General features: G+C 49.7%; 15 protein-coding genes. 10 read left to right on the top strand and 5 right to left on the bottom strand.

The window, feature by feature from the left end:
- Nucleotides 1-30: 30 nt before the first annotated feature.
- Nucleotides 31-432 carry a response regulator gene (locus DWZ67_RS01630; protein WP_005827060.1) on the top strand — a complete coding sequence of 134 codons (402 nt, stop codon included), beginning with the start codon at nucleotides 31-33 and terminating at the stop codon, nucleotides 430-432.
- Between the two features lie 68 nt (nucleotides 433-500).
- Here the strand turns inward: DWZ67_RS01630 and DWZ67_RS01625 are convergent, their stop codons facing one another.
- Complete coding sequence (locus tag DWZ67_RS01625) at nucleotides 501-1,331, bottom strand: hypothetical protein (RefSeq protein WP_005827058.1); 831 nt, start codon at nucleotides 1,329-1,331, stop codon at nucleotides 501-503.
- Between the two features lie 129 nt (nucleotides 1,332-1,460).
- Here DWZ67_RS01625 and DWZ67_RS01620 point away from each other — a divergent pair, with 129 nt between their 5' ends.
- The gene (locus DWZ67_RS01620) at nucleotides 1,461-2,891 is read left to right on the top strand and encodes a CCA tRNA nucleotidyltransferase (protein ID WP_008664002.1); all 1,431 of its coding nucleotides are present in this window, start codon (nucleotides 1,461-1,463) and stop codon (nucleotides 2,889-2,891) included.
- 36 nt (nucleotides 2,892-2,927) lie between these two features.
- Here DWZ67_RS01620 and DWZ67_RS01615 read toward each other — a convergent pair whose 3' ends face one another.
- Nucleotides 2,928-5,180 (bottom strand): inorganic phosphate transporter, encoded by a 2,253-nt coding sequence (locus DWZ67_RS01615; protein ID WP_034522753.1) that lies wholly within the window; start codon nucleotides 5,178-5,180, stop codon nucleotides 2,928-2,930.
- A 121-nt stretch (nucleotides 5,181-5,301) separates the two neighbouring features.
- Nucleotides 5,302-7,368 (bottom strand): RNA degradosome polyphosphate kinase, encoded by a 2,067-nt coding sequence (locus DWZ67_RS01610; RefSeq protein ID WP_120138004.1) that lies wholly within the window; start codon nucleotides 7,366-7,368, stop codon nucleotides 5,302-5,304.
- A 155-nt stretch (nucleotides 7,369-7,523) separates the two neighbouring features.
- Between DWZ67_RS01610 and DWZ67_RS01605 the strand changes: the two genes are divergently transcribed.
- The 3 genes from DWZ67_RS01605 to rfbB all read left to right on the top strand — a co-directional run bounded on the left by DWZ67_RS01605 (nucleotide 7,524) and on the right by rfbB (nucleotide 10,486).
- The gene (locus DWZ67_RS01605) at nucleotides 7,524-8,018 is read left to right on the top strand and encodes a metallophosphoesterase family protein (protein WP_044467334.1); all 495 of its coding nucleotides are present in this window, start codon (nucleotides 7,524-7,526) and stop codon (nucleotides 8,016-8,018) included.
- Nucleotides 8,019-8,382: 364 nt separating this feature from the next.
- Complete coding sequence (gene rfbA / locus DWZ67_RS01600) at nucleotides 8,383-9,255, top strand: glucose-1-phosphate thymidylyltransferase RfbA (protein WP_120138003.1); 873 nt, start codon at nucleotides 8,383-8,385, stop codon at nucleotides 9,253-9,255.
- Nucleotides 9,256-9,343: 88 nt separating this feature from the next.
- Nucleotides 9,344-10,486, top strand: coding sequence for a dTDP-glucose 4,6-dehydratase (rfbB, locus tag DWZ67_RS01595; RefSeq protein ID WP_087331693.1), 1,143 nt, complete (start codon nucleotides 9,344-9,346; stop codon nucleotides 10,484-10,486).
- Between the two features lie 72 nt (nucleotides 10,487-10,558).
- On the opposite strand, the gene menA is transcribed toward rfbB, so the two are convergent.
- A complete protein-coding gene (gene menA, locus DWZ67_RS01590) occupies nucleotides 10,559-11,470 on the bottom strand; it encodes a 1,4-dihydroxy-2-naphthoate octaprenyltransferase (RefSeq protein WP_005827044.1) in 912 nt (303 codons plus the stop codon).
- Nucleotides 11,471-11,540: 70 nt separating this feature from the next.
- On the opposite strand from menA, the gene DWZ67_RS01585 reads away from it, so the two are divergent.
- A complete protein-coding gene (locus tag DWZ67_RS01585) occupies nucleotides 11,541-12,608 on the top strand; it encodes a metallophosphoesterase (protein WP_034523237.1) in 1,068 nt (355 codons plus the stop codon).
- Nucleotide 12,609: 1 nt separating this feature from the next.
- Here the strand turns inward: DWZ67_RS01585 and DWZ67_RS01580 are convergent, their stop codons facing one another.
- Complete coding sequence (locus DWZ67_RS01580) at nucleotides 12,610-15,579, bottom strand: PEP/pyruvate-binding domain-containing protein (protein ID WP_120138002.1); 2,970 nt, start codon at nucleotides 15,577-15,579, stop codon at nucleotides 12,610-12,612.
- Between the two features lie 125 nt (nucleotides 15,580-15,704).
- On the opposite strand from DWZ67_RS01580, the gene DWZ67_RS01575 reads away from it, so the two are divergent.
- From DWZ67_RS01575 to DWZ67_RS01560, 4 genes are all read left to right on the top strand, one after another.
- Entirely contained in the window at nucleotides 15,705-19,637 is a 3,933-nt protein-coding gene (locus DWZ67_RS01575) for a hybrid sensor histidine kinase/response regulator transcription factor (RefSeq protein WP_120138001.1), read from the top strand.
- Between the two features lie 130 nt (nucleotides 19,638-19,767).
- Nucleotides 19,768-20,709, top strand: coding sequence for an ROK family protein (locus DWZ67_RS01570; protein ID WP_005833057.1), 942 nt, complete (start codon nucleotides 19,768-19,770; stop codon nucleotides 20,707-20,709).
- Nucleotides 20,710-20,731: 22 nt separating this feature from the next.
- Entirely contained in the window at nucleotides 20,732-21,463 is a 732-nt protein-coding gene (locus DWZ67_RS01565) for a 6-phosphogluconolactonase (RefSeq protein WP_120138000.1), read from the top strand.
- Nucleotides 21,464-21,516: 53 nt separating this feature from the next.
- Complete coding sequence (locus tag DWZ67_RS01560; protein WP_008665144.1) at nucleotides 21,517-22,782, top strand: MFS transporter; 1,266 nt, start codon at nucleotides 21,517-21,519, stop codon at nucleotides 22,780-22,782.
- Nucleotides 22,783-22,796 lie beyond the last annotated feature (14 nt).

The following is a 22,796-nucleotide window of genomic DNA, read 5'->3' as shown; positions in this document are numbered from 1 at the left end:
TTGCCCCTATATAAACAAAACGCATAGGTCATGGAAATAGAAAAAGTGTCAGGAGATTACCGTCCGCTTATTCTGGTTGCGGAAGATGATGATAGTAACTTTAAACTGATAAAGGCTATTATCGGCAAGAAATGCGAGATACTATGGGCAAAGAATGGTGAGGATATTGTAAATTTGTTCGAAGAGAATCGCGACAAGGCGGAAGCTATTCTGATGGATATAAAAATGCCTATTATGAACGGGCTGGATGCTACGGTGATTATTCGCAAGAAGGATAAGGAACTTCCCATCATCATGCAGACCGCTTACGCCTTTACTGCCGACCGCGAAAAAGCCTTGGAGTGCGGAGCCTCGGAAGTGTTGGTAAAACCCATCACTCTGTCTGCTTTGCGTACATGTCTGAGCCGTTATTTACCTAAATTAGTTTGGTAAGGCTTTACTGATAATAAAAAGGGAACCGGATGACTAAGTAATGAATATATCATCCGGTTTCCTTCTTTTTATTCTTGTGCATTGTCTTTTCTCTCTTCCATCTTCTTTTTTACAAATTCGATTTTGAGATTGGCTTCTTCCATATTCTTCTTTATTTCCGTCATGGATGACAGCAGTTGTGCCAGTTCGTAGACGCTGGCAAGGGCCTGGCGGTCGGCGGCAGTCATGGTGATGGAATAGGGACGTTCCCCTTGATAGTTGACTTTGATATTCTTGTCCTTGTTCAGATAAAGGAACCCCATGACGTTTCCGTCTTCTCCCAGTTTGAAGTCTGCCTTTTCAATCTTTTCACCGAGGTCAGTGGTTTCGTAGCTGTCTTTGGCGGCGGGTGTTTCGGCAAAGCTACCATCGGGAGCAGTGACTTTGACGGCCACATGGTGGATATTATGGGCTCCGCAATAAATGGAAGTCATGCTCATGACTCCGTTTTCGTCTACCTGGAAGCGAAGGAAAGAGCGATGCAGATTTTTTTCTATCACTTGGGAAGGATGAAGGTAATTGCCGATATTCTGGTATTCGGCATCTTTTTCAAAAGTGTATTTCCCTTTGATTGCATCGAAATCCTTTTGCTTGGCTTGAAGCATACTGTCCAGATAGACCAGGCTCTTTTCCTGCTCTTTCAGTTCCACTTCCTGCATCAGGCCGATGCCTGCACGGCGAGTTTCAAACGCTTTGGGATAGAGCATCTTGATGCTGTCAATCAGAATCTTCGCTTCATTGTAGTTGCCGAGTTCAAACGCTTCGCGGGCAGCTTGTAGTTTTTCACCAGCCTTCTTCTCCACATCTTCGCAAGAGAAGAGTGTACAGCATAGGCATGCAAGGAGTATTACTTTTTTCATATTTGTTGTTCTTGGAGTTAGAGTCCACAAAAATAGAAATAATATCTTTATCTTTGCAGCATTTTAATGTGCAAATGTGCTAATAGACCATTAACACATTTGCGTATTCATTACATTAGCGCATTATTTATGATAGATTTGACGGCAGAAGAACTGAAGCAATATTTTAGTGATGATATATTCAAGCGGATATCCGAAACGGCTGATGAATTGGGATTGGAATGTTACGTAGTCGGTGGATATGTACGTGATATTTTCCTGCAACGTCCTTCCAAGGATATTGATGTGGTGGTGGTAGGCAGTGGCATTGCCATGGCCGAGGCGCTGGGTAAGCGTCTGGGGCGTGGGGCGCATGTTTCCGTCTTCAAGAATTTCGGTACGGCACAATTGAAGTACTATGGTACGGAAGTTGAGTTTGTGGGTGCAAGAAAAGAATCGTATACACACGATTCCCGCAAGCCTATTGTAGAGGACGGTACATTGGAGGATGACCAGAACCGCCGTGATTTTACCATCAATGCACTGGCTGTTTGCCTGAACCGGGTGCGTTATGGCGAGTTGGTCGACCCCTTTGGCGGTATTGGAGACTTGAAGGAAAAGACCATCCGGACTCCCCTCGACCCTGATATAACTTTCAGTGATGACCCTTTGCGCATGATGCGCTGTGTCCGTTTTGCCACCCAGCTGGGGTTCTATATTGACGATGAGACATTCGATTCTCTGGAGCGTAATCGCGAACGCATCTCCATCATCTCCAAAGAACGCATTGCAGACGAACTGAACAAAATCATCTTGTCACCTATTCCGTCTAAGGGATTCATTGAGCTGGACCGCTGTGGTCTGCTGGAACTGATATTCCCGGAACTTGTTAGGCTGCAAGGCGTGGAGACGCGCAATGGACGCGCCCATAAGGACAATTTCTACCATACGCTCGAAGTACTCGACAACATCAGCAAGAAGACCGACAACCTTTGGCTACGCTGGGCAGCTCTTCTGCATGATATAGCCAAGCCTGCCACCAAGCGTTGGGAACCCCGTGCGGGCTGGACGTTCCATAACCATAATTTCATTGGCGAGAAGATGATACCCGATATTTTCCGCAAGATGAAGCTCCCTATGAATGAGAAGATGAAATATGTGCAGAAAATGGTGAGCCTGCACATGCGTCCCATTGTGATAGCGGATGATGTAGTGACCGACTCGGCAGTGCGTCGTCTCTTGTTTGAGGCAGGTGATGATATAGACGACCTGATGACACTGTGCGAAGCCGACATTACTTCCAAGAATATGGAGCGTAAGAAACGCTTCCTTAATAATTTTCAGTTGGTACGCCAGAAGCTGAAGGATTTGGAGGAACGCGACCGTATCCGTAATTTCCAGCCTCCGGTCAGTGGTGAAGAAATCATGAAGACTTTCGGCCTTTCTCCTTGCCAGCAGGTAGGTGCCTTGAAGAGTGCCATTAAGGATGCCATTTTGGACGGCATCATTCCCAATGAATACGAAGCCGCCCGTGCATTTATGTTGCAACGGGCGGAGAAGATGGGGCTTAAGGAGTTATGAGTTATAAGTTGCATGTTATGTACCATGCGTTATAACTCATAACTCTTCTTTTTCTACTTGGAACTTGCGGCTTACTTTCATCAGGTTGATGGTGTAGGTCACTACGTTCTGGGCTTCTTGTATCATAGTCAGGTATACCATGCTGACTTTGATGCTGCCGCTCTGGCTTTGGATGCGTTGCAGCTCTTCGCGTTTCAGGTGAGACAACTGTCCGTTGAGGTCGTTGGCTTTGCGAATCTCTGTTTCCAGTTCATCATAATTGTTCGTTTCCAGCTTGTGGCGGCATACTTGTAACAGATAGCAGATGTCTTCGGCTACGTCTGTAAATTCTCCTTTCTGAATGGCATCCAGCGGATTGAAGTTATTGTCTATGTGCTCTAAGCAAGGTTCGCAAAGACGGCCTACGCTGTACACCAGTTCGCTGGCAAAGTCGTTGCCTTGATAGTAATAGAGTCCTTTTTCCAGTACGGTATTGTTGTCGAGACGGCACATGGCAAGTGTTCCGGTACGCTTCATCTGCTTGATGAGTTGTTTTTCGAATTTTACTGAGCCCATGGCACGACGCAGTCCGCGTAGATTCTCGTGTAGGAAGGAAGTGACGGTACGTTCAAAATTCTCTTCTGTGAATTCCATAATCTTCACCAGTTCTTCACGGGTATGCTTGCGGAGCAATTCGATGACTTCATTGTTGTCCGTACTCTTCATCAACTGTTTCAGGGTCTCGTTGCCTTTTTCTTTCTCCTTGCGCTTTTTGTACATCACTTGGCTACGAATCAGCATGAAGACTGCCAGACCAATCAGTGCCAGGATGGCAACCGTACCGCCGAAATGGATAATCAGTGCTACGAAGAAACAGATGGTGAACGCTGCTCCGGCAGTGATGAACCAACCGCCGATAACGCTGAGCACACCCGTAATGCGGAATACCGCCGAATCACGTCCCCAGGCACGGTCGGCAAGCGATGTACCCATGGCTACCATAAAGGTGACGTAAGTGGTGGAAAGGGGAAGTTTCAAGGAAGTTCCCAAGGCGATGAGCAGACCAGCCAATACGAGATTGACGGAGGCGCGAACCAAGTCAAAAGCGGCGCCGTCGGCTATGATGGCTTCATCCTTCTGGAAGCGTGTGTTCATCCACCGCTTGCTGCTTTCAGGCATCGTTTTGGATATTCCGTTAGCCAGAGTCATGCTGAAGCGTACCAGCGTACGGGCTATCGGGGTACTTCCGAAGTTCTCTTCACCGTCATCCTGGCGGGCAAGGTCCACGGAAGTCTTGATAACGTTGTGGGCTTTCTTGGATGTGCAGAGTGCATAAACCATAATGGCGCCTGCACCGATAAGGAAATACCACGGGGTTTTGGCTGCACCGAGGAGTGAGGACATCAGGAATCCGTCGGGGCCGGCGGCCGTACCATTGGCTGTATAGTCAATAAATGAGGAATATCCTGCGAGGGGGACACCGATAAAGTTCACCAAGTCATTGCCGGCAAAGGCAAGAGCGAGGGCGAAAGTACCCATCAGAACCACTACTTTGAAGACATTTATCTTGCACCAATGCAGTATCTGCATCAGTATGGTGAAGAATACAAAGAAACCGGTTATTAGCAATGCGGTATTGTCGTGTATCCATTGCTTATTTTCAGGAGTCATGAATGAACTGTCTTTCAGCCCCTTTATCAGCATGAAGTAGATGATGCTGGTGGCAGCTATACCACCGAACAGCGCGATGCTGTATTTCATGTTCTTCTTGTAGTTGAAGGTGAACACGATACGTGCCAGCCACTGTACCAGCATACCGAAGAAGAAGGCAATGGCTACGGATACAAAAATGGCCATGATGACAGACAGCGCCTTGTCTGTATTGATGAGGTCGCCCAGTCCCAATGTATCGCTGTTATAGACCTTGATGAGCGCCAGTGCGAACGTACCTCCCAGCAGCTCGAACACCATGGATACAGTGGTGGAGGTAGGCATTCCCATAGTGTTGAAGACATCTAATAGCACGACGTCCGTCAACATGACGGCAAGCAGAATGCACATGATTTCGGCAAAGTAGAAGTGCTCCGGTTGATAGATGCCGTGTCGTGCAATGTCCATCATGCCATTGCTGAGTGCCGCACCGATGAAGACGCCAATGCCTGCAATGAACAGTATGGTTTTGAAAGATGCTGCCTTTGCTCCGACAGCCGACTGAAGAAAATTGACCGCATCATTACTGACACCTACCACGAGGTCGAAAATCGCGAGTACGAACAGAAAGATGACGATACCCAGATAAATTGTTTCCATAGACATGTATTTTATTTCCGGCTGCAAAGGAAAGAGTTTGGTGTTGCAGGGAAATGTCATACATGTTACAGAAATGTTACAAAGCGATTGACGATTGATAATTGACGATTGATAATTATCGTTAATCCTTAATCCCTTGTTTCAAGTATTCGTAAAAGCTATATTGCGACCGTACCTTCTCCTTTTGCGGTCGCGACGACTTCCAGCGGTTTCGCAACCGGTCGTCCACAAAGCAGGCTTTCCGTTTGTCCGACAGTTGTATGGATAGCATATCGATGAGCTCTTGCTTCAAGTCCGGGTCCAGAATGGGGGTGACGGCTTCGATACGGCGGTACAAGTTACGCCGCATCCAGTCCGGCGAGCCGAGGAAGAGCTTGGGTGCGCCGCCGTTGCCGAAGTACCACACACGGGCATGTTCCAGAAAGGTATCCACGATGCGTGTCACGCGGATGTTGTGGCTGTACTCCTGCCCGGGGATGAGGCAGCAGATGCCGCGGACAATGAGGTCTATCTCTACACCGGCTTGCGAGGCTTCGTAGAGGCGGTCTATCATGGCAGGGTCTTGCAGGGCATTCATTTTTAGGATAATCCGTCCTTGCTTGCCTTGCCGGGTCAGTTCTATTTCGTGATTGATGAGGCGGTTCAGTTCAGGAATCAGGTTGAAGCGGGCCACAAGCAGGCGGTGGAACACTGGATTTTCCTTTCCCTGCAGAGTACGGAACAAGTTGTGCAGGTCGTTTACAATCACCGGGTTGCAGGTGAATAGTCCGCTGTCCGCATAGAGGGTGGCGGTCTTTTCGTTGAAGTTGCCGGTGCTGATGTAGGCGTAGCTTGTCAGTTTGCGCCCTTCCTTGTCGCGGCGTAGCACGAGGGCTACTTTGGCATGTACCTTTAGTCCTGGTATGCTGAAAATGATGTTGATGCCGGCGGCTTTCATCATCTCGGCGGTGGCGAGGTTGTTTTCTTCGTCGAAGCGGGCTTTCAGTTCCACAAAGACGGTGACTTTCTTTCCGTTCTGTGCGGCGGCTATTAGGGTGTTGATGACGGTGGAGTTCTCTGCCACGCGATACTGAGTCACCATGATTTCACGCACGGTGGGTTCGTGGACGGCTTCATATAGGAAATGGATGAAGTGGTCGAAGGAGTGGTAGGGATAATGCAGCAGCAGGTCCTTCTTCTCCACATAGCGGAAGATGGATTCGCGTTCGTCCAGGCAGGTCAGCTTCATGGGCTGGGGTTTCTTGATGGGACGTACGCTTTGGTTGGGATTGGGCAGATGCCGCAAATCCTCCATGTTGAGGTGCTTGTCTCCCGGCACCAGCTCCCGGCGGTCTATGCGGTAGGCATCTACCAGAAAGTCGAGGAAGTCCTGGGGCATGGCGCGGTCGTATACAAAACGGCACACGGCGCCTATCTTGCGTTTCTTTACCTTCTTCTTCACCTGCTCGATGATTTCGGAGGTATTGGCGGCATCGTCTATCAGAATATCCGCATCGCGTGAAATCTTGATGCAATAACTGCTGTCCACTTCATAACCGGGGAAGATGGTATCCAGATTGGCCTTGATGATGTCTTCAATGAACATCAGATAATAGTCTTTCCCCACCTTAGGCAGCTGGATGAAGCGCGGCACTTTGCTGTACGGCAGTTTCATCACGAAATATTGGATGCGGTTTGGAGAACCGACGGGAGCTCCTTTCAGATGAAGCCGTACGGCCAGATAGAGACGGTTGTCGCGCAGGAATGAAATCACCTTGTCCTTGCTTACGGGTACCGGGGCCAGATAGGGGAATATCTCTTCGCGGAAGAAGTTGCGCACGAAGTCGTTATGAAACGGTTCCACGTTGCGGCTCTGATAGAATATGATGTGGTGTTTCCGTAGGGCGGGCAGTATCTTCTGTTCGTAGATGCGGATACGGTCTTCCAGTTGGCGGTTGACTTCTTGGTTGATTTCATCTACCAGTTCGGCGGCAGACTGCATAGTCTCTTCATCGCTTTGCGAGGCTCCGGTGGCTATGGCTTTATGGTCGGCCACGCGTATCTTGTAGAATTCTTCCAGATTGGAGGAGTATATGGAAATGAAGTTGATGCGTTCGTATAGCGGCAGTGTATCGTCTTCGGCTTCCAGCAGCACGCGGTAGTTGAAAGACAGCCAGCTGATATCACGTTTGAAATATCTGTTTTCCATAGTTTAATGTGCTAAAGTGATTAATGTGCCAATGTGCTAATGAAGAGAAGTTCGCGGATGGTGCGCAGCCAATTAGCATATTGGCACATTATCACATTAGCATATTGATTTCTTTCCCAAATATAATTACCTTTGTCTTAATAAACAAAGGAAAGATGACAAAAGTTGGTTTATTATCGGATACGCATGGCTACTGGGATGAAAAGTACCTGCAATATTTTGAAGACTGTGACGAGATATGGCACGCCGGCGATATCGGTTCGCTGGAAGTGGCACAGAAGCTGGCGGCTTTCCGTCCCTTCCGTGCCGTGTATGGCAATATTGACGGGCAGGAGATACGGCAGCTCTATCCGCAGATTCTCCGTTTTACGGTGGATGGGGCAGAGGTGCTGATGAAACATATCGGCGGTTATCCCGGCAACTACGACCCTTCCATCAAGGGCAGCATTCTGGTGCGTCCCCCAAAGCTGTTCATCAGCGGGCACTCGCATATACTGAAGGTGAAGTATGACAAGACGTTGGATGTACTCCACATCAATCCGGGCGCTGCGGGCATTCAAGGTTTCCATAAGGTGCGTACGATGGTACGCTTTGCGGTTGATGGGGGAACGTTTAAAGATTTGGAGGTGATAGAACTTGCTGACCGATGATGTAGTTTGTTTATTTTCAATGGATTGTATTTACCGATTGCTTGCGCTATAGTGTAAAAGCCGTTACATGCTAATGTAAAGGTTGTTACGCTATTGGGTAAAGGCCGTTACACTATTTGGTAAAGGTCGTTACACGCTGAGGTAAAGACCGTTTCATCAAGGGGTGACGGCCGTTACGCACTGAAGTAAGCAAAACAATGTACCGGAGTAAGCAAAGCAATGAAGTAAAAAGATGAAACCAAGCCTTCACTTAATCGAATTTTTCCATTATCTTTGTGCCCGAATAGCAAGTAGAGCCGTGGGGCATCGTCCTCCTTCTTATTTTATTCTCCATTTTGAAGTATCACCGAAAAAGAACTGAAATATGAAAGGAATTATTCTTGCAGGTGGCAGTGCCACTCGTCTCTATCCGTTGTCCAAGGCTATCTCCAAGCAGATAATGCCCGTCTACGACAAGCCGATGATATACTACCCGCTCTCTACACTGATGTTGGCGGGAATTCGCGAAGTGCTTATTATCTCTACTCCACGTGACTTACCCATGTTCCGCGAACTGCTGGGAACCGGCGAAGAACTCGGCATGTCCTTTTCCTATAAGATACAAGAGAATCCCAACGGATTGGCACAAGCCTTTGTGCTGGGTGCAGAGTTCTTGGACGGCGGACCGGGCTGCCTCATCCTGGGCGACAACATGTTCTACGGTCAAGGCTTCTCCGCCATGCTGAAGCGTGCCGCTTCCATAGACAAGGGTGCCTGCATCTTCGGTTATTACGTCAAGGACCCCCGTGCCTACGGTGTAGTGGAGTTTGATGCCAACGGCAAAGCCGTCTCGCTGGAAGAAAAGCCTGCCAACCCTAAAAGCAACTATGCCGTCCCCGGTCTGTACTTCTACGACTCCACCGTGACAGAGAAAGCCGCCTCCTTGAAGCCCTCTGCCCGCGGCGAATACGAAATAACCGACCTCAACCGTCTCTATCTGAATGAAGGTACGCTGAAAGTGGAACTTTTCGGTCGCGGTTTTGCCTGGCTCGACACCGGCAACTGCGACAGCCTGCTGGAAGCTAGTAACTTTGTCGCTACCATCCAGAACCGCCAAGGCTTCCGCGTGAGCTGTATCGAAGAGATTGCCTGGCGCAAGGGCTGGATAGATGTAGACCAGCTGTATCGCCTGGGCGAACAACTCGGCAAGACCGAATATGGTAAATACTTGATGGAACTGGCTGAATCGAAGCGATGACCTTCTCGTTCCCCTAAGAGGGAAGGAGAATTGTTTTGTTGTAAAGGTTCGCTGACTTTAATTTTTTAATTTATAATTTTTAATTCTCATGAAGACTTATCTCGTAACCGGTGCTGCCGGCTTTATCGGCGCCAACTATATTAAATACATCCTGGCAAAACATAATGATATTAAAGTGGTGATACTGGATGCCTTGACCTACGCAGGCAACCTGGGTACCATTGCCAACGACATTGACGACGAACGTTGCTTCTTTGTAAAAGGTGACATCTGCGACCGCGTGCTTGCCGACGAACTGTTTGCCAGGTATAAATTCGATTACGTGGTGAACTTTGCCGCCGAGAGTCACGTGGACCGTAGCATAGAGAATCCTCAGCTTTTCCTGATGACCAACATCCTGGGTACACAGAACCTGCTCGACGCCGCCCGCCGTGCCTGGGTCACGGGTAAGGACGAGTCCGGTTATCCCACTTGGCGCAAAGGCGTTCGTTACCATCAAGTGTCTACCGACGAAGTTTACGGCTCACTTGGTGCCGAAGGCTACTTCACAGAGCAAACCCCGCTCTGCCCGCACAGCCCTTACAGCGCCAGCAAGACGAGTGCCGATATGGTAGTGATGGCCTATCACGATACCTATAAGATGCCCGTCACTATCACCCGCTGTTCCAACAACTACGGTCCTTATCACTTCCCCGAAAAGCTGATTCCGCTTATCATCAAGAATATTCTCGAAGGCAAGAACCTCCCCGTCTATGGCGACGGCAGTAACGTGCGTGACTGGCTCTACGTGGAAGACCACTGCAAAGCTATCGACCTGGTTGTCCGCGAGGGTGTGGAAGGCGAAGTCTACAACGTAGGCGGTCACAACGAAAAGACCAATCTTGAAATCGTGAAGCTGACTATTGCCACCGTCCGCCGCTTGATGGAGGAAGAACCCCGTTACCGTGCAGTGCTGAAGAAACAAGTAAAAGCCGCCGACGGCACGATTGACATCAGCTGGATAAACGAAGACCTTATCACCTTCGTCAAAGACCGCCTAGGTCACGACCAGCGTTATGCCATCGACCCCACAAAGATTACCAATGCCCTGGGCTGGTATCCGGAGACGAAGTTCGAGGTCGGCATCGTCAAGACCATTGAATGGTACCTGAACAACCAGCCGTGGGTGGAAGAAGTGACCAGCGGTGATTATCAGAAGTATTACGAACAGATGTATGGAGGTAGAGGTTAAGGTTTAGGGATTAAGGATTAGGGATTAAGGATTAGGGTTGCAGCTAACTGCTAATCCTTAACCCCTGACCCCTCAATTCAGCGCCACCGCTAACAGTAATCCTAAGAACAGCATATTGCGCGACGTCTCGCCCAGTATGCTGTTCAGCTTTTTACCGCTACCTATCTGTATCATTTTGCGCCACGTCAGTGCGTGCATATAGAGATAGACGCAGGGAGCCCAGATAAATTCCAGCGGAGTCAGCTTGCCCGTGTAGACAAACCAGAAGCAGAGCAGCACGGCGGCGATGCCCAGTGCCAGATACATATTCTCACCGAACTTCTTGCCGTAGCGTACCACCAGCGTACACTTGCCGCTCACGGCATCCTGCTCGCGGTCGCGATAGTTGTTCACCATCAGCAAGGTGTCTATGGCGAGGCCACTGACGAGCGACAGCACCACCACATCCATATTCAGCGTATAGGCCTGCACGTAGTAGGTGCCGCATACGGGCACGAAGCCGAAGAACACCAGCACCAGTACGTCGCCCCAGCCCCGATAGGAGAGCAGCGTGGTATAGAGGAAAGCAAACAGTATGCACACCACGCCCAGCACCACCAGTTCCCAGCCTCCGTGGGGCAGCTGCCCCCAGACGGTGAACAGCACTGCCAGCCCTGCCAGGCACGACAGTGTCAGTGCGATGCCGATGCCGGTTTTCATGGCTGCCGGCGTAATCCAACCTTCGGCGCAGGCGCGCTGCGGCCCCAGCCGGTCTTCCCGACGGTCGGTCCCTTTCTGGAAGTCGAAGAGGTCGTTGATAAAGTTGGCGGCAATCTGCATGCCGCAGGCAAAGAGGGCGCACAGCAGGGCGGGTGCGGTCTTGAACTGTCCGTCGCTGAAGGCAAGGGCACTGCCCAGCAATACCGGGATGATGGCTCCCGTCAACGTCTTGGGGCGGGCGGCGAGAAACCATGCGTAGGGTGAATTCTGTTTAATCTCGTTCATCGTAGTTCCAATTTAGTTCGGCATCTGCCAGCAAAAATACTGAAAATCCCTATATTTGTACCCACTTATGATGAAGAAGTTAGTCTACATATCCATTCTTTCTCTGCTGCTCTTGTCTTCCTGCCGTTCCAAGCGGATGATTACCGTGTCGTTGCCGCAGCCAGTCATGCAGGCAGACAGCACGCAGCTTGGCGATACTATCGGGTTGCCTGCCCGCCTTTCGCCGATGTTCACCTTTGACCAGTCTGATTTGCGTAATGTCCGCCGCCAGCCGGCGAAGGGCGAGGTAAAGAAACAGCAGATAAAGAAAACGGCACCGGTACAAAAGGTAATTGTGCAGCGAGGTACAAGAATCACATCGAAAACCACCCACGTAGGCTCGGCCTATAAGGGCGTCAGCCGCATTAAGACGTACGACTTCACGCATCGCGACGTGCCTGCCGCCTTCGAGGGCTTCCGCATCGCCTTTGTCTCCGACCTGCACTACAAAAGCCTGCTGAAGGAGGAGGGATTGAAGGACCTGGTCCGCCTGCTCATAGACCAGAAGGCCGACGTGCTGCTGATTGGCGGTGACTTTCACGAAGGCTGCCAGTACGTGCCGCCCGTCATGGCTGCCCTGGCGCAAGTGAAGACGCCGTTGGGCACCTATGCCGTGCTTGGCAACAATGACTACGAGGCTTGCTATGACGACATCGTGCGCGAAATGAGGCATTATGGCATGCATCTGCTGGAGCATAAGGTGGACACCCTGCGGCGTGGCGGTGAGCGGATTCTTGTGGCGGGCGTGCGCAATCCTTTCGACTTGGGCAAGAACGGCACATCGCCCACACTCGGCCTTTCGCCCGACGATTTCGTAATCCTGCTGACGCATACGCCGGACTATGCCGAGGACGTCCCGGTGACAAACTCCGATCTCATCCTGGCCGGACACACGCATGGCGGGCAGGTGACGCTGTTCGGGCTTTATGCACCGATAGTCCCCTCGCACTACGGGCAGCGGTTCCTCTCCGGGCTGAAGTACAACTCAAAGAACATCCCGATGATTGTCACCAACGGCATCGGCACTTCGCAGAAGGCCATCCGCATGTTTGCTCCCGCAGAGGTGGTGATGATTGTGCTGCACCGGCTGACGGACTGATTTATTCTTCGGGCATCAGCACCACTCCCAGTTTCTTCTTGCCATCCATCTTTACCACCATTGGCTGGTGGAAATGTACATGCCGCAGGTACTTCGTCTCGTGTACGGCAGGCTGTGTATTCAGGAATTCCTGGTTGTATACGCCGTCATTCATAAAGGCGTTGATGGTAAAGTATCCCACTCCAAAGGAGGTCAGGTTCTGGAAGAAGTGGGTTCCCTGGCTGGGGTCTACCCGGTAGTTGGTCAGTCCGGCTTCCACTATCACGCGGGCAGCGCTGATGTGCGGCCACTTCACGGGGATGCCGAGCCAGGTGTCACTGCTACCCCAGCGTCCGGGACCTACAAGGACATAGTTGCGGCCTTCGTCCAGGAACTGCTGGTTCAGCTTCTCTATCTCCCAGGCAATCTCCTGGTTGTGGGAGGCACTATAGTCGTCTGCCTTCACATAGATAATGTCATGTATCTCGTTCATGATGCCATGTCCCAATGAGTTGTTGGAACGGAGCAGTACCTGGTCGTCCGGAATGGCGGTAAGGTCTTCATCCAGCATCTCCTTGGTGTCGACTATCGGGCGGATTTGCAGCAGGTAGAAGGTGCCGGTTTTGTCCTTCTCGCGGCTCATGGTGGCGGCAAACTCTATCTCTACGGGACGGCGCATCTCCTGCTCTCCGTATTTCAAAGCCAGTTGCAGGATGCGTGGCAGGGGGAATACGTCGTGTTGCAGGATGTTGGCAAAGGTGATGACTTTGCGTCCGCCGGGATAAAGCCCGTCGCGGATAATCTGGTCGTAAGGGTCGTAGGTGGAGGCTATGTAGTTCAGTGCTCCGTCCTTTTCCGCTTCTTTGACGTGCAGTTTCAGCAGGTTGAAGCCGTCGTCGATGGAGAAGTCGTGACCGGCATTGCGCAGGTCGAGGGCATAGAAGCGGGTCTGAGTCTCTTTGAGGGCAATCTCCATTTCGCTGGTTTGCAGCACCTGGTTGGGGTGATAGGGCGAGAAGCGGAGCGTCATGCCACCGTCCACGATGTATTTACCTAAACCGAGCGCCAGATTGACGATACCTTCTTCTGCCTTCTCGTCGCCGATGGGGTAGTAGTTGAGCGAACGTGCCACACCGGACATGCTGGGGTAGTAGCGGTCACCATACTGGTTGCCCACTACCTCTTGCAGGATGACAGCCATCTTTTCCTGGTCGATAACGTTGCTCGTTGCCTGCATGTATGCCTTCGAGTCGCGGAAGTAGACCGAAGCATATACTCCCTTGATGGCATCGCTCAGCATGCGCAGCATCTCGTACTTGTCGTCCAGATAGGGAATCATGTAGGTGTTGTAGATGCCGGCGAAGGGTTGGTAGTGCGAGTCTTCCAACAACGAGGACGAACGGATGGCAAGCGGCGACTTCACCACGTCGAAGAAGGTGAAGAAGTCCTCCACCAGGCGGTCGGGCAGCTTTGCTTTGAGGAAGTAGCGCAGGATGACGTCATCGTCGGCATCGGACAAGGCTATCTGATACAGATTGTTGGTATCCATAAACTCGTCGAACACATCGGTACAGAGCACGATGGTCTTGGGGATGGCGACACGGGCATTCTCAAACTCTTCGAACTCGGGGTGATGCTTCACCAGGTTGTCGATGAAAGCCAGTCCGCGCCCCTTGCCTCCCAGCGAACCGTCGCCAATACGGGCAAAGTTGGAGTATCGGTCAAAGCGGTCGCGCCTGAAGACTGCCACTACTCCCTGGTTTTTCATCTTGCGGTATTTCACGATAGCCTCGAAGATAATTTTACGGTGGGCATCCACGTCTTGCAAGCTATTCCAGGTGATGGGCCGCAGGAACTCTGCCACGGGAAACATGGCACGTGAGTAGAGCCAGCGGCTGACGTGGTTGCGGCTGATGTGGTAAAGGAATGATTCTGCCGGAACAGCAAAAAGAATGTTCTGCAGCTCTTTGAGATTCTTTACGCGGGCAATCTCTTCCAGCGTGTCCGGGTTGCGGAAGATAAAGTCGCCGAAGCCGAAATTGTCTGATACAATACGGCGCAGGTCCACATCCATCTTTTTGGAATTCTTGTCGATGAAGGCGGCATCGTATTTGGCTGCATACGCTACGTTGTCCGATTCGCTGGACTGTATGATAAGGGGTACAAACGGGTCTTCCTTGCGGATGGCGGCACAGAGCTTGATACCGGCCAGTCCGTCCTTCTCGCCCCGTTCTACGCGGGGGAAGCGTACGTCGGTGATGACACCTAATATATTATTCTTATATTTTTGGTAGATGCCAAAGGCTTCTTCATAGGTACGTGCCAGTACAATTTTGGGACGTCCCCTCATGCGCAGTGTGCGCTGGTGGGCATTCAGTGCTTCAGTAGAGAATTCCTGGCTCTGCTTCAATACGAATTTATACAGATTGGGCAGGATGGAGGAGTAAAAGCGGATGCCGTCTTCCACCAGCAGGATGAGCTGCACACCCACTTCGTTGACGTCGTGCTCCAGGTTCATCTTGTCCTCTATCAGCTTGATGATGGAAACCAGCAAGTCGGTGTTTCCCAGCCAGCAGAACACATACTCAAAGGGACTGAGGTCTTCATTGGCAATACGCTTGGTGATGCCGTGGCTGAAAGGGGTAAGTATCACCATCGGAATCTGTTCATACAGGTTTTTGATGTATCGTGCCACGTCGAAGCTGTCGTTGTCTCCCGTGCCCGGCATGCAGATGATGAGGTCGAAAGAGATGGAGGACAGCTGTGTCAGCGCCTCCTCGCAAGTGGAAACCTGCGTGAAACGGGGAGGGTAGCGCAAGGAGAGCGAAGTGTATTCATTGAATATCTTTTCGTCGATGCGGCCGTCATCTTCCAGCATGAAAGCATCGTAAGGATTGGCTATCAGAAGGACGTTGAAAATGCGCCGTGTCATGAGGTTGGCAAACTGTGTGTCCTTGAAATAGAGCTGGTTTAATTTGAACTTACTGAGCATGGCTTCTCATGATTTGTTGGTTTCGGAAGGCAAAAGTAATAGAAATCGAACCTATTCGGATAGTTTTTCGACCGTTTTTTTTATATTTATGCGTAATATTGCATCCGAAAAACAATATATGACCTATGTCTGCTCCATATCCGTTTCCATATAAATCCGTTGCATGTACATTTCTGCTGTTATGGGTGTTCGTTTTTTTGTCCGCTGACTTGTTTGCCGGTTCATTCCGCACCTTGGGTATCAAGGAGGGATTGGGCAGTCGGCAAGTATTCCAGATAAACAAGGATTCAGCCGGATTTGTCTGGGTGTATACTCATGTCGGGATAGATCGTTATGACGGGAATGAAATCAAGCATTACAAGCTGGACGGAATGGTTGATTCCAGGGACAATATCCAGTCTTCCACTACCATGATGTGTGATAAGGAGGGTATTGTCTGGGTTGCATTGAAGAATGGAAAAATCTATGCATACAACAAACTGACGGACTCTTTCCAATTGCGTGTGGACTTGGCCGATTACCTGCCTTCTCCGGTATTGTATAATATGCTGTTTGATGACGAAAACCGTTTGTGGTTGTGTATGTCGAAGGGGCTTTATTCTTGGGAAGAAAGTGCAGGACTGTCTTTTGCCGGATTGAAGGGGCAATCTGTCCGTTGCATGGTCCAAATGGAAGATGAAGTGTTTTTTGCAGGCACCGACAAGGGTGTCTTCCGGCTGACGAAGGCAGGAGCGGCAGGTTCTTCGTCTTTTGAGACGAGGCCGGTTGACCTGCATACAGAGATGCATGTGGAATCGCTCTATGTCTTCGGAGCGAAGCTGTTCATCGGTACCTTTTCAAACGGCGTATTTGTGCTTGACGGTCCCGAAGGGCAAATACATTCCTTGAATGACCGGATTCCTCATGTACCTATCCGTTCGTTTGCAAGGACAAAGGATAATTTGCTGCTGGTGGGAGCCGACGGTGCAGGTGTTTTTTGCATGGATGTCGCTACCGGAGAACTTTTGAACCATTACATGAATAACGGGGATGATGACAAAAGCTTGAGTGGTAATACGGTATCCGATATTTGTGTGGATGAATCCGGAGTTGTATGGATTGGCACTTCTACGAATGGCATCAGCTATCTGGATCCGGAGATGCCGGATGTCTATAGAATCAGGCACGAACGCAATAATGATAATTCCCTGAAGTCGGACCATGTAAATGTGATGTTTCAGGACTCGGAGGGAGATTATTGGTATGGTACAAACAACGGCGTCAGCCTCTATCAACCTCGGTCACGCAAATGGACCCACTATCTGGACGGTACGGAATATAGTGGCAAAGTGGTATTGGCGCTTGCCGAAGACTCCGGGGGAAACATCTGGGTAGGTGGCTATGGTATCGGTGTCTATTGTATTGATAAACAGACCGGACGGGTACAGAAGAAAGAGAAAAGAAATGCACATCCGGAGAAGGGAATGGCCACCGACTATGTTTATGCCATTTATGCGGAAGGGGATTATGTCTGGTTCGGTGGTATTGAAGGAGAGTTTACCCGTTACGATATACGGACGGATACTTATACATATTACCCGATTGATTGCATAGGTGACATAAAGCCGGGTAAGGGGGGCTCATTACTGATTGCCGGTTGCAGCGGGTTGGCCGTCTTTGATAAGAAGTCGGGAGACACGCAGTGGCATCAGACGTTTGGAGACATCTCTCTGCATTATCCTGTCCGTTGCCTGATGCAGTCCTCATCCGGCAATACCTGGCTGGCTACAGACGGGGAAGGCCTTATACGTGTTGGGCCGGATGGGAAAGAGGCGCATGCCTATACCGTAGATGACAATCTGGTTTCCAATTCCATCAACAGCCTGCTGGAGGATAACGAAGGGCGTATCTGGTTCAGTACGGAGAAGGAATTGTATTGCTTGGACTGCTCCCGGGATATTATCATCAGTGCCAATGATTTTTTGGATGTCAGCTGGGGATATTACAACCCGAATGCTGCCCTTAAGTTGAAGAATGGATGTCTTGCTTTCGGCACTGCAGAAGGGGTTCTTTCCTTTCTCCCGTCTTTGGACTTAGGGCCCCATGTGTCTGTTGAGCTGATTCTGACAGACTTTAAACTGCTTTACGAATCGGTCAAAGCGGGAATGAAAGGCTCTCTTTTGCAAACGAATATCAATGATACCCGGAAAATAGATTTGAAGTATAATCAAAACTCCTTCTCTATTTCCTTCTCTGCCATCAACTTTGCAGTCCCGCATCGTATCAGGTATGAGTATAGGCTCGAAAATCACAATGAGGAGTGGGAACACTCCAATTCAGTGCGGAACGTGAGCTATATGAATCTCTCGTCCGGTAAGTATGTATTCCGCTTGCGGGCATTTGATAAGTACACCGGGCAGCAGGTGGGAGAAAGAAGTCTGGACATTGTCATTCATAACCCTTACTGGGTTTCGTGGTGGGCGCTGCTCCTCTATTTCATCTTGTTGTCTGTCTTTGTCTACATGTTTGTGCAGTATAGGAGGCATAAGGTGAACGAGGGGCGTATAAGGGACAAGATACGTTCCTTTATCAGTATAGCCCATGATATCCGTACACCGGTTACTTTAATAAAGGCTCCGCTGAGCGAGCTCGAAGCGCAGGAGGGACTTCCGGAGCAGGGTAAGAAAACCGTTGCGGTGGCAATGAAGAATGTGGAAAAACTGATGGGAATGATTACTCAACTGCTTGAGTTGCAGAAAACGGAACTGCATGCCGAGGAGTGTCTGAAGGTTTCTCCATACGACATTAAGGCTTATCTGGAGGAAAAGATGGCGGAGTTTCATTTAGCCGCCATGCAGAAGAGCGTCGGGATAGAGTTGGAGGTGGAGCCGGATATGCCCAAGGTTTGGATTGACCGGGAGAAGATGGATCATATCATAGACAATCTGCTCTCCAATGCCTTGAAGTATACAGAGAAGGGAGTCATTCACATACTGGTGAAGACTGCAAGAAAGAAGTGGACTATTGAAGTGAAGGATACGGGTATCGGCATTCCAAAAGAGGAGCAGGGCAATATTTTTCACGAATATTATAGAGCCCAGAATGCCATGAACTTTGAGGAAACCGGTTCGGGCATCGGTCTGATGATTACGCGCCGCATTGTGAAACAGCATCACGGCACCATCTCTTTCAGTAGCGTGGAGGGACAGGGAACTACGTTTACGGTAACTTTCCCGCAGAGGATAAAGGCGAGCGTGGCGGTGGAAGCGAAGGCTGACGGCCGGGAAGAAGCTCAGGCCGCTACCGGGGCTGTGCATGAAGAAACGGAACGTGCCGGGAAGAATGTCCTTCTTCTGGCGGAGGACGATGCGGATATGAGGGAGTATCTGGTGGACAGCTTGTCTTCCGAATATAAGGTAGTTGCCGTGCCCGACGGCGGAAAGGCATTGGAGACGGCAAGGGAAATCAATCCTGATATCATTATCTCGGACATTGTGATGCCGGTACTGGAAGGTGATGAATTGTGCCGGATTCTGAAGTCATCGGTAGATACAAGCCATATACCTATTATATTACTGACCGCACTGAGTGAGAGGGAAAATATCATCTTCGGACTGGAGGCCGGTGCCAATGACTACATCATCAAGCCTTTCGACTTGTCTGTGCTGAAAGTGCGTATCAGGAATATTCTTCAGAATAGGCAGCATTTGCGCGAAACCGTGTTGGCGATGGATGCGCAGCCCGAAGAGACAGACTATACCAGCCAGTTGGACAAGGAGTTCCTGGACAAGGTTATGAAAGTGATTGAGGAGGAGTTGTCCGATTCGGAATTCTCCATCAATGACTTCTGCCGGATGCTGGGCATGAGCCGCACTTCTGTCTACAATAAAATAAAGACGCTGACCGGGCAGGGACCGAATGACTTCATCCGCATTGTCCGTTTGAACAAGGCAAAAGAGCTGCTGGTTTCCCGGAAATATTCGATAGGGGAAGTGGCGAATATGGTCGGATTTTCTGACCCGAAATATTTTAGTACATGCTTCAAAAAGCAGTTTGGCACCAGTCCCAGCAAAATTTAGAGCCATGAAGACTGCTTTTGAACCACCGCTGACAAGTATTAAACCTTTTTTGTCAGAGAATAAACCCTTGTCTCCCTGATAGTGCGTAATATTGTGGACAGTAAACAATATTAAAAAACGCATATAAAAAATGGAAACGTATTTAGGTCTTGATTTAGGAGGCACGAAGTTGCTGATTGGCGAAATGGATAGCCGTGGCAACATTTTGAGGTATAAGAAATATGACTCCGGTTACTTTAATCAGCAGGCTGCGCTGGAAATCATCAAGTCGTCGCTCGATGATTATATCCGTACCGTGGGCTGGTATGACCAGAAACCGGTAGCGATGGGTGTTGGGCTGATAGGGCGTGTAGATCCCAACGAAGGTGTCTGGCTGCAGATTGACCCGAGCAGGACACAGCGGATTGAGTTGGCAAAGGAACTGTCGGATATATATGGCATGCCTTGCCATATAGACAATGATGTGAAGAGCGCTACAAGAGCCGAACGTGTCTGGGGATTCGGACAAATTTCCAAAAACTTTATATACGTAAATGTAGGTACAGGCATTGCCGTGGGTACGGTGATAAATGGGAGACAAATCCGTGGCAGCCATTTCAATGCCGGCGAAGTGGGACACGTGCGTGTAGGTGTGAACATAGGCATTAAATGCGGTTGTGGACGGATGGACTGTGTGGAGGCGATTGCTGCCGGCATAGGTTTTGACAATTGTGCCCGTCTGCTCCGCAACCAGTATGAGACCGGCCTGCATATTCCGGCTGAAAAAGGGGAACGGGTGATTGTGAGTGAGGTGTTTGCACTTAGTCAGAAAGGTGACCCTCTCTGTACGGTGCTGGTGGAGAATGCAGCTGAGGCGCTTGCCAATCTTATCATGAATCTGGTACGTGTGATTGACCCGGACACGGTGGTGTTGGGTGGAGGCATTGTGGCCGACGGATATATGCACGAGAAGATTCTGGAGAAACTTCATCCTACGACCATGCGTTTTGTCAGCAACGGGGTTGTCATTACGAAACTGAATCCCGGATTTATCGGGCTTCTGGGGGCCGGTGCGGTGGCGATGAATATGTGATTAGGAATTAATGATTAAGAATATGAAAATAACAATAACAAAGAATGAAAAGGAGTTTGACTGCACGGCTGCATGGCGCATCATCGGGCAGATGTTGAATGAACCGGAGAGTGTGATAGGACTTTCGACGGGACGTACTACCGGCAATCTTCATCGGTTGGTGGGAGAAATCTATACTAAATATCCGTTTAAGGTGGATACCGTTACTTTCTTCGGATTGGATGAGGTAATGAATGTGCCGCGCGAATATGCCGGAGCATGCTACACGATGCTGAAAACGGAGTTGATGGATACATTGGGCATCAAGGAAGAGAATTTTTTGATGCTGCCTACCATTTCTGGTGATTTTGAACAGTCATGCAGGGATTTCCAGCAGGAAATTGCGAACCGTGGCGGCATTGATTTGCTGATTTTAGGGTTGGGTGAGAACGGACATCTGGGATTCAACCAGCCGGAATCTCCCTTTGGCGGTGAAGCATGGGTGACCCGGATGAATGTGGAACTGGAAGAACGCATCCGTAGAGAAACGGGTACTCCTCCCGATAAAGAGTTGGGAGGGGCTACTTTGGGAATAAAGAACATTATGCAGGCACGCCGGATTGTACTGGTTGCCAAAGGGACTAATAAAGCGAATATTGTCAAGCGGATGCTTGAAGGGCCTGTGACAACAGATGTTCCTGCTTCCATCCTTCAGCTTCATCCCAACTGTGAATTTCTGCTGGATGAGGCGGCGGCAAGCATGCTTAACTGCTAAGTCGCCTTGCAGGCGGCTGATAACTAATTATTTGAATTAATAATCAAAATACTATGACACAACAAGAAAAACAAATAAACTATATGGGGCCATTCATCACGATGGTGTTCTTGTTCTTTATTGTAGGTTTCCTTACGACTGCCAATACTCAGTTTCAGGGTCCTCTGAAAGAAACTTTTCTTTCGGAAGTGGGTGGGTTAAAAAATACTTTTGCTACTTTGATTACTTTCTCCTGGTTCCTTGCTTATCCGGTTTGTGGAGGGGTAGGCTCGTCGTGGATTAGCAAATACGGATATAAAGGAACATTGATGCGTGGATTGCTGGTGATGATTGTGGGGCTTGGTTTGTTCTTTGCCTCTTCCTATTTCACAGTACACTTTCCTGAAGCGAATTGGCATGCAGGAAATAATGTTATCCCTGGAGGGTTCTTGATTTTCTTACTGGGTTCTTTCGTGGTAGGGGCTTCGGCCACCATTCTGCAAGTGGTTATAAATCCTTATCTGACGGCTTGCCATGTCAAGGGTACCCAGTCCATTCAGCGTTTGGCTATAGGTGGTTCCGCCAATTCTGTGGGAACTACGCTTGCTCCTTATTTCGTGACCGGTGTCGTGTTCGGCGGTCTGTCTATGGAGGACATTCAGATTGACCAGCTGATGGTTCCGTTCCTGGCATTGATGGCTGTTATTTCTTTGATTGTATTGTTGTTGATGAAATTGTCTTTGCCCGATATCCAAGGAACCAGGGTAGAGAAGGGAGAAAAGCTGGAAAAAAGTGTATGGTCCTTCCGTCATCTGACATTGGGCGTGGTGGCTATCTTCTTTTATGTAGGAGTGGAAGTCTGTATCGGGGCCAATATCAATCTGTATGCCATCGAGATGGATTATGCTTCTCCGGCACTGATGGCTACGCTCTATTGGGGTGGTATGCTTGTGGGCCGCCTGGTGGGGAGCAGCCTGAGCAGGATTTCTCCCCGCGTGCAGTTGACGGTTACTACGGTATCGGCAGGACTACTCGCCCTACTGGCCATTCTTCTGAATAATCCGTGGCTGCTCACGGCAGTAGGTCTGTTCCATTCCATCATGTGGGGAGCTATCTTTACTTTGTCCGTTGCCCATTTGGGAAAATACACTTCGGTGGCTTCGGGTGTGTTCATGATTGGAGTGGTAGGCGGTGCCATATTGCCCTTGTTGCAAGGAGTGCTTGCCGATGTTCTTGGAGGCTGGAGATGGTCATGGCTCATCGTTCTTTTTGGAGAAGCGTTTATGCTGTATTATGCATTGATAGGTTCACGGGTCCGTCAGACCTGCGATAATTTGTAATTAAAGATAGTACT

The organism is Bacteroides sp. AF34-31BH, assembly GCF_003602795.1.
Lineage (GTDB): Bacteria > Bacteroidota > Bacteroidia > Bacteroidales > Bacteroidaceae > Bacteroides > Bacteroides uniformis.
The sequence above is the reverse complement of the archived record's forward strand: the minus strand, read 5'-3'. Positions and strand labels throughout refer to the sequence as shown.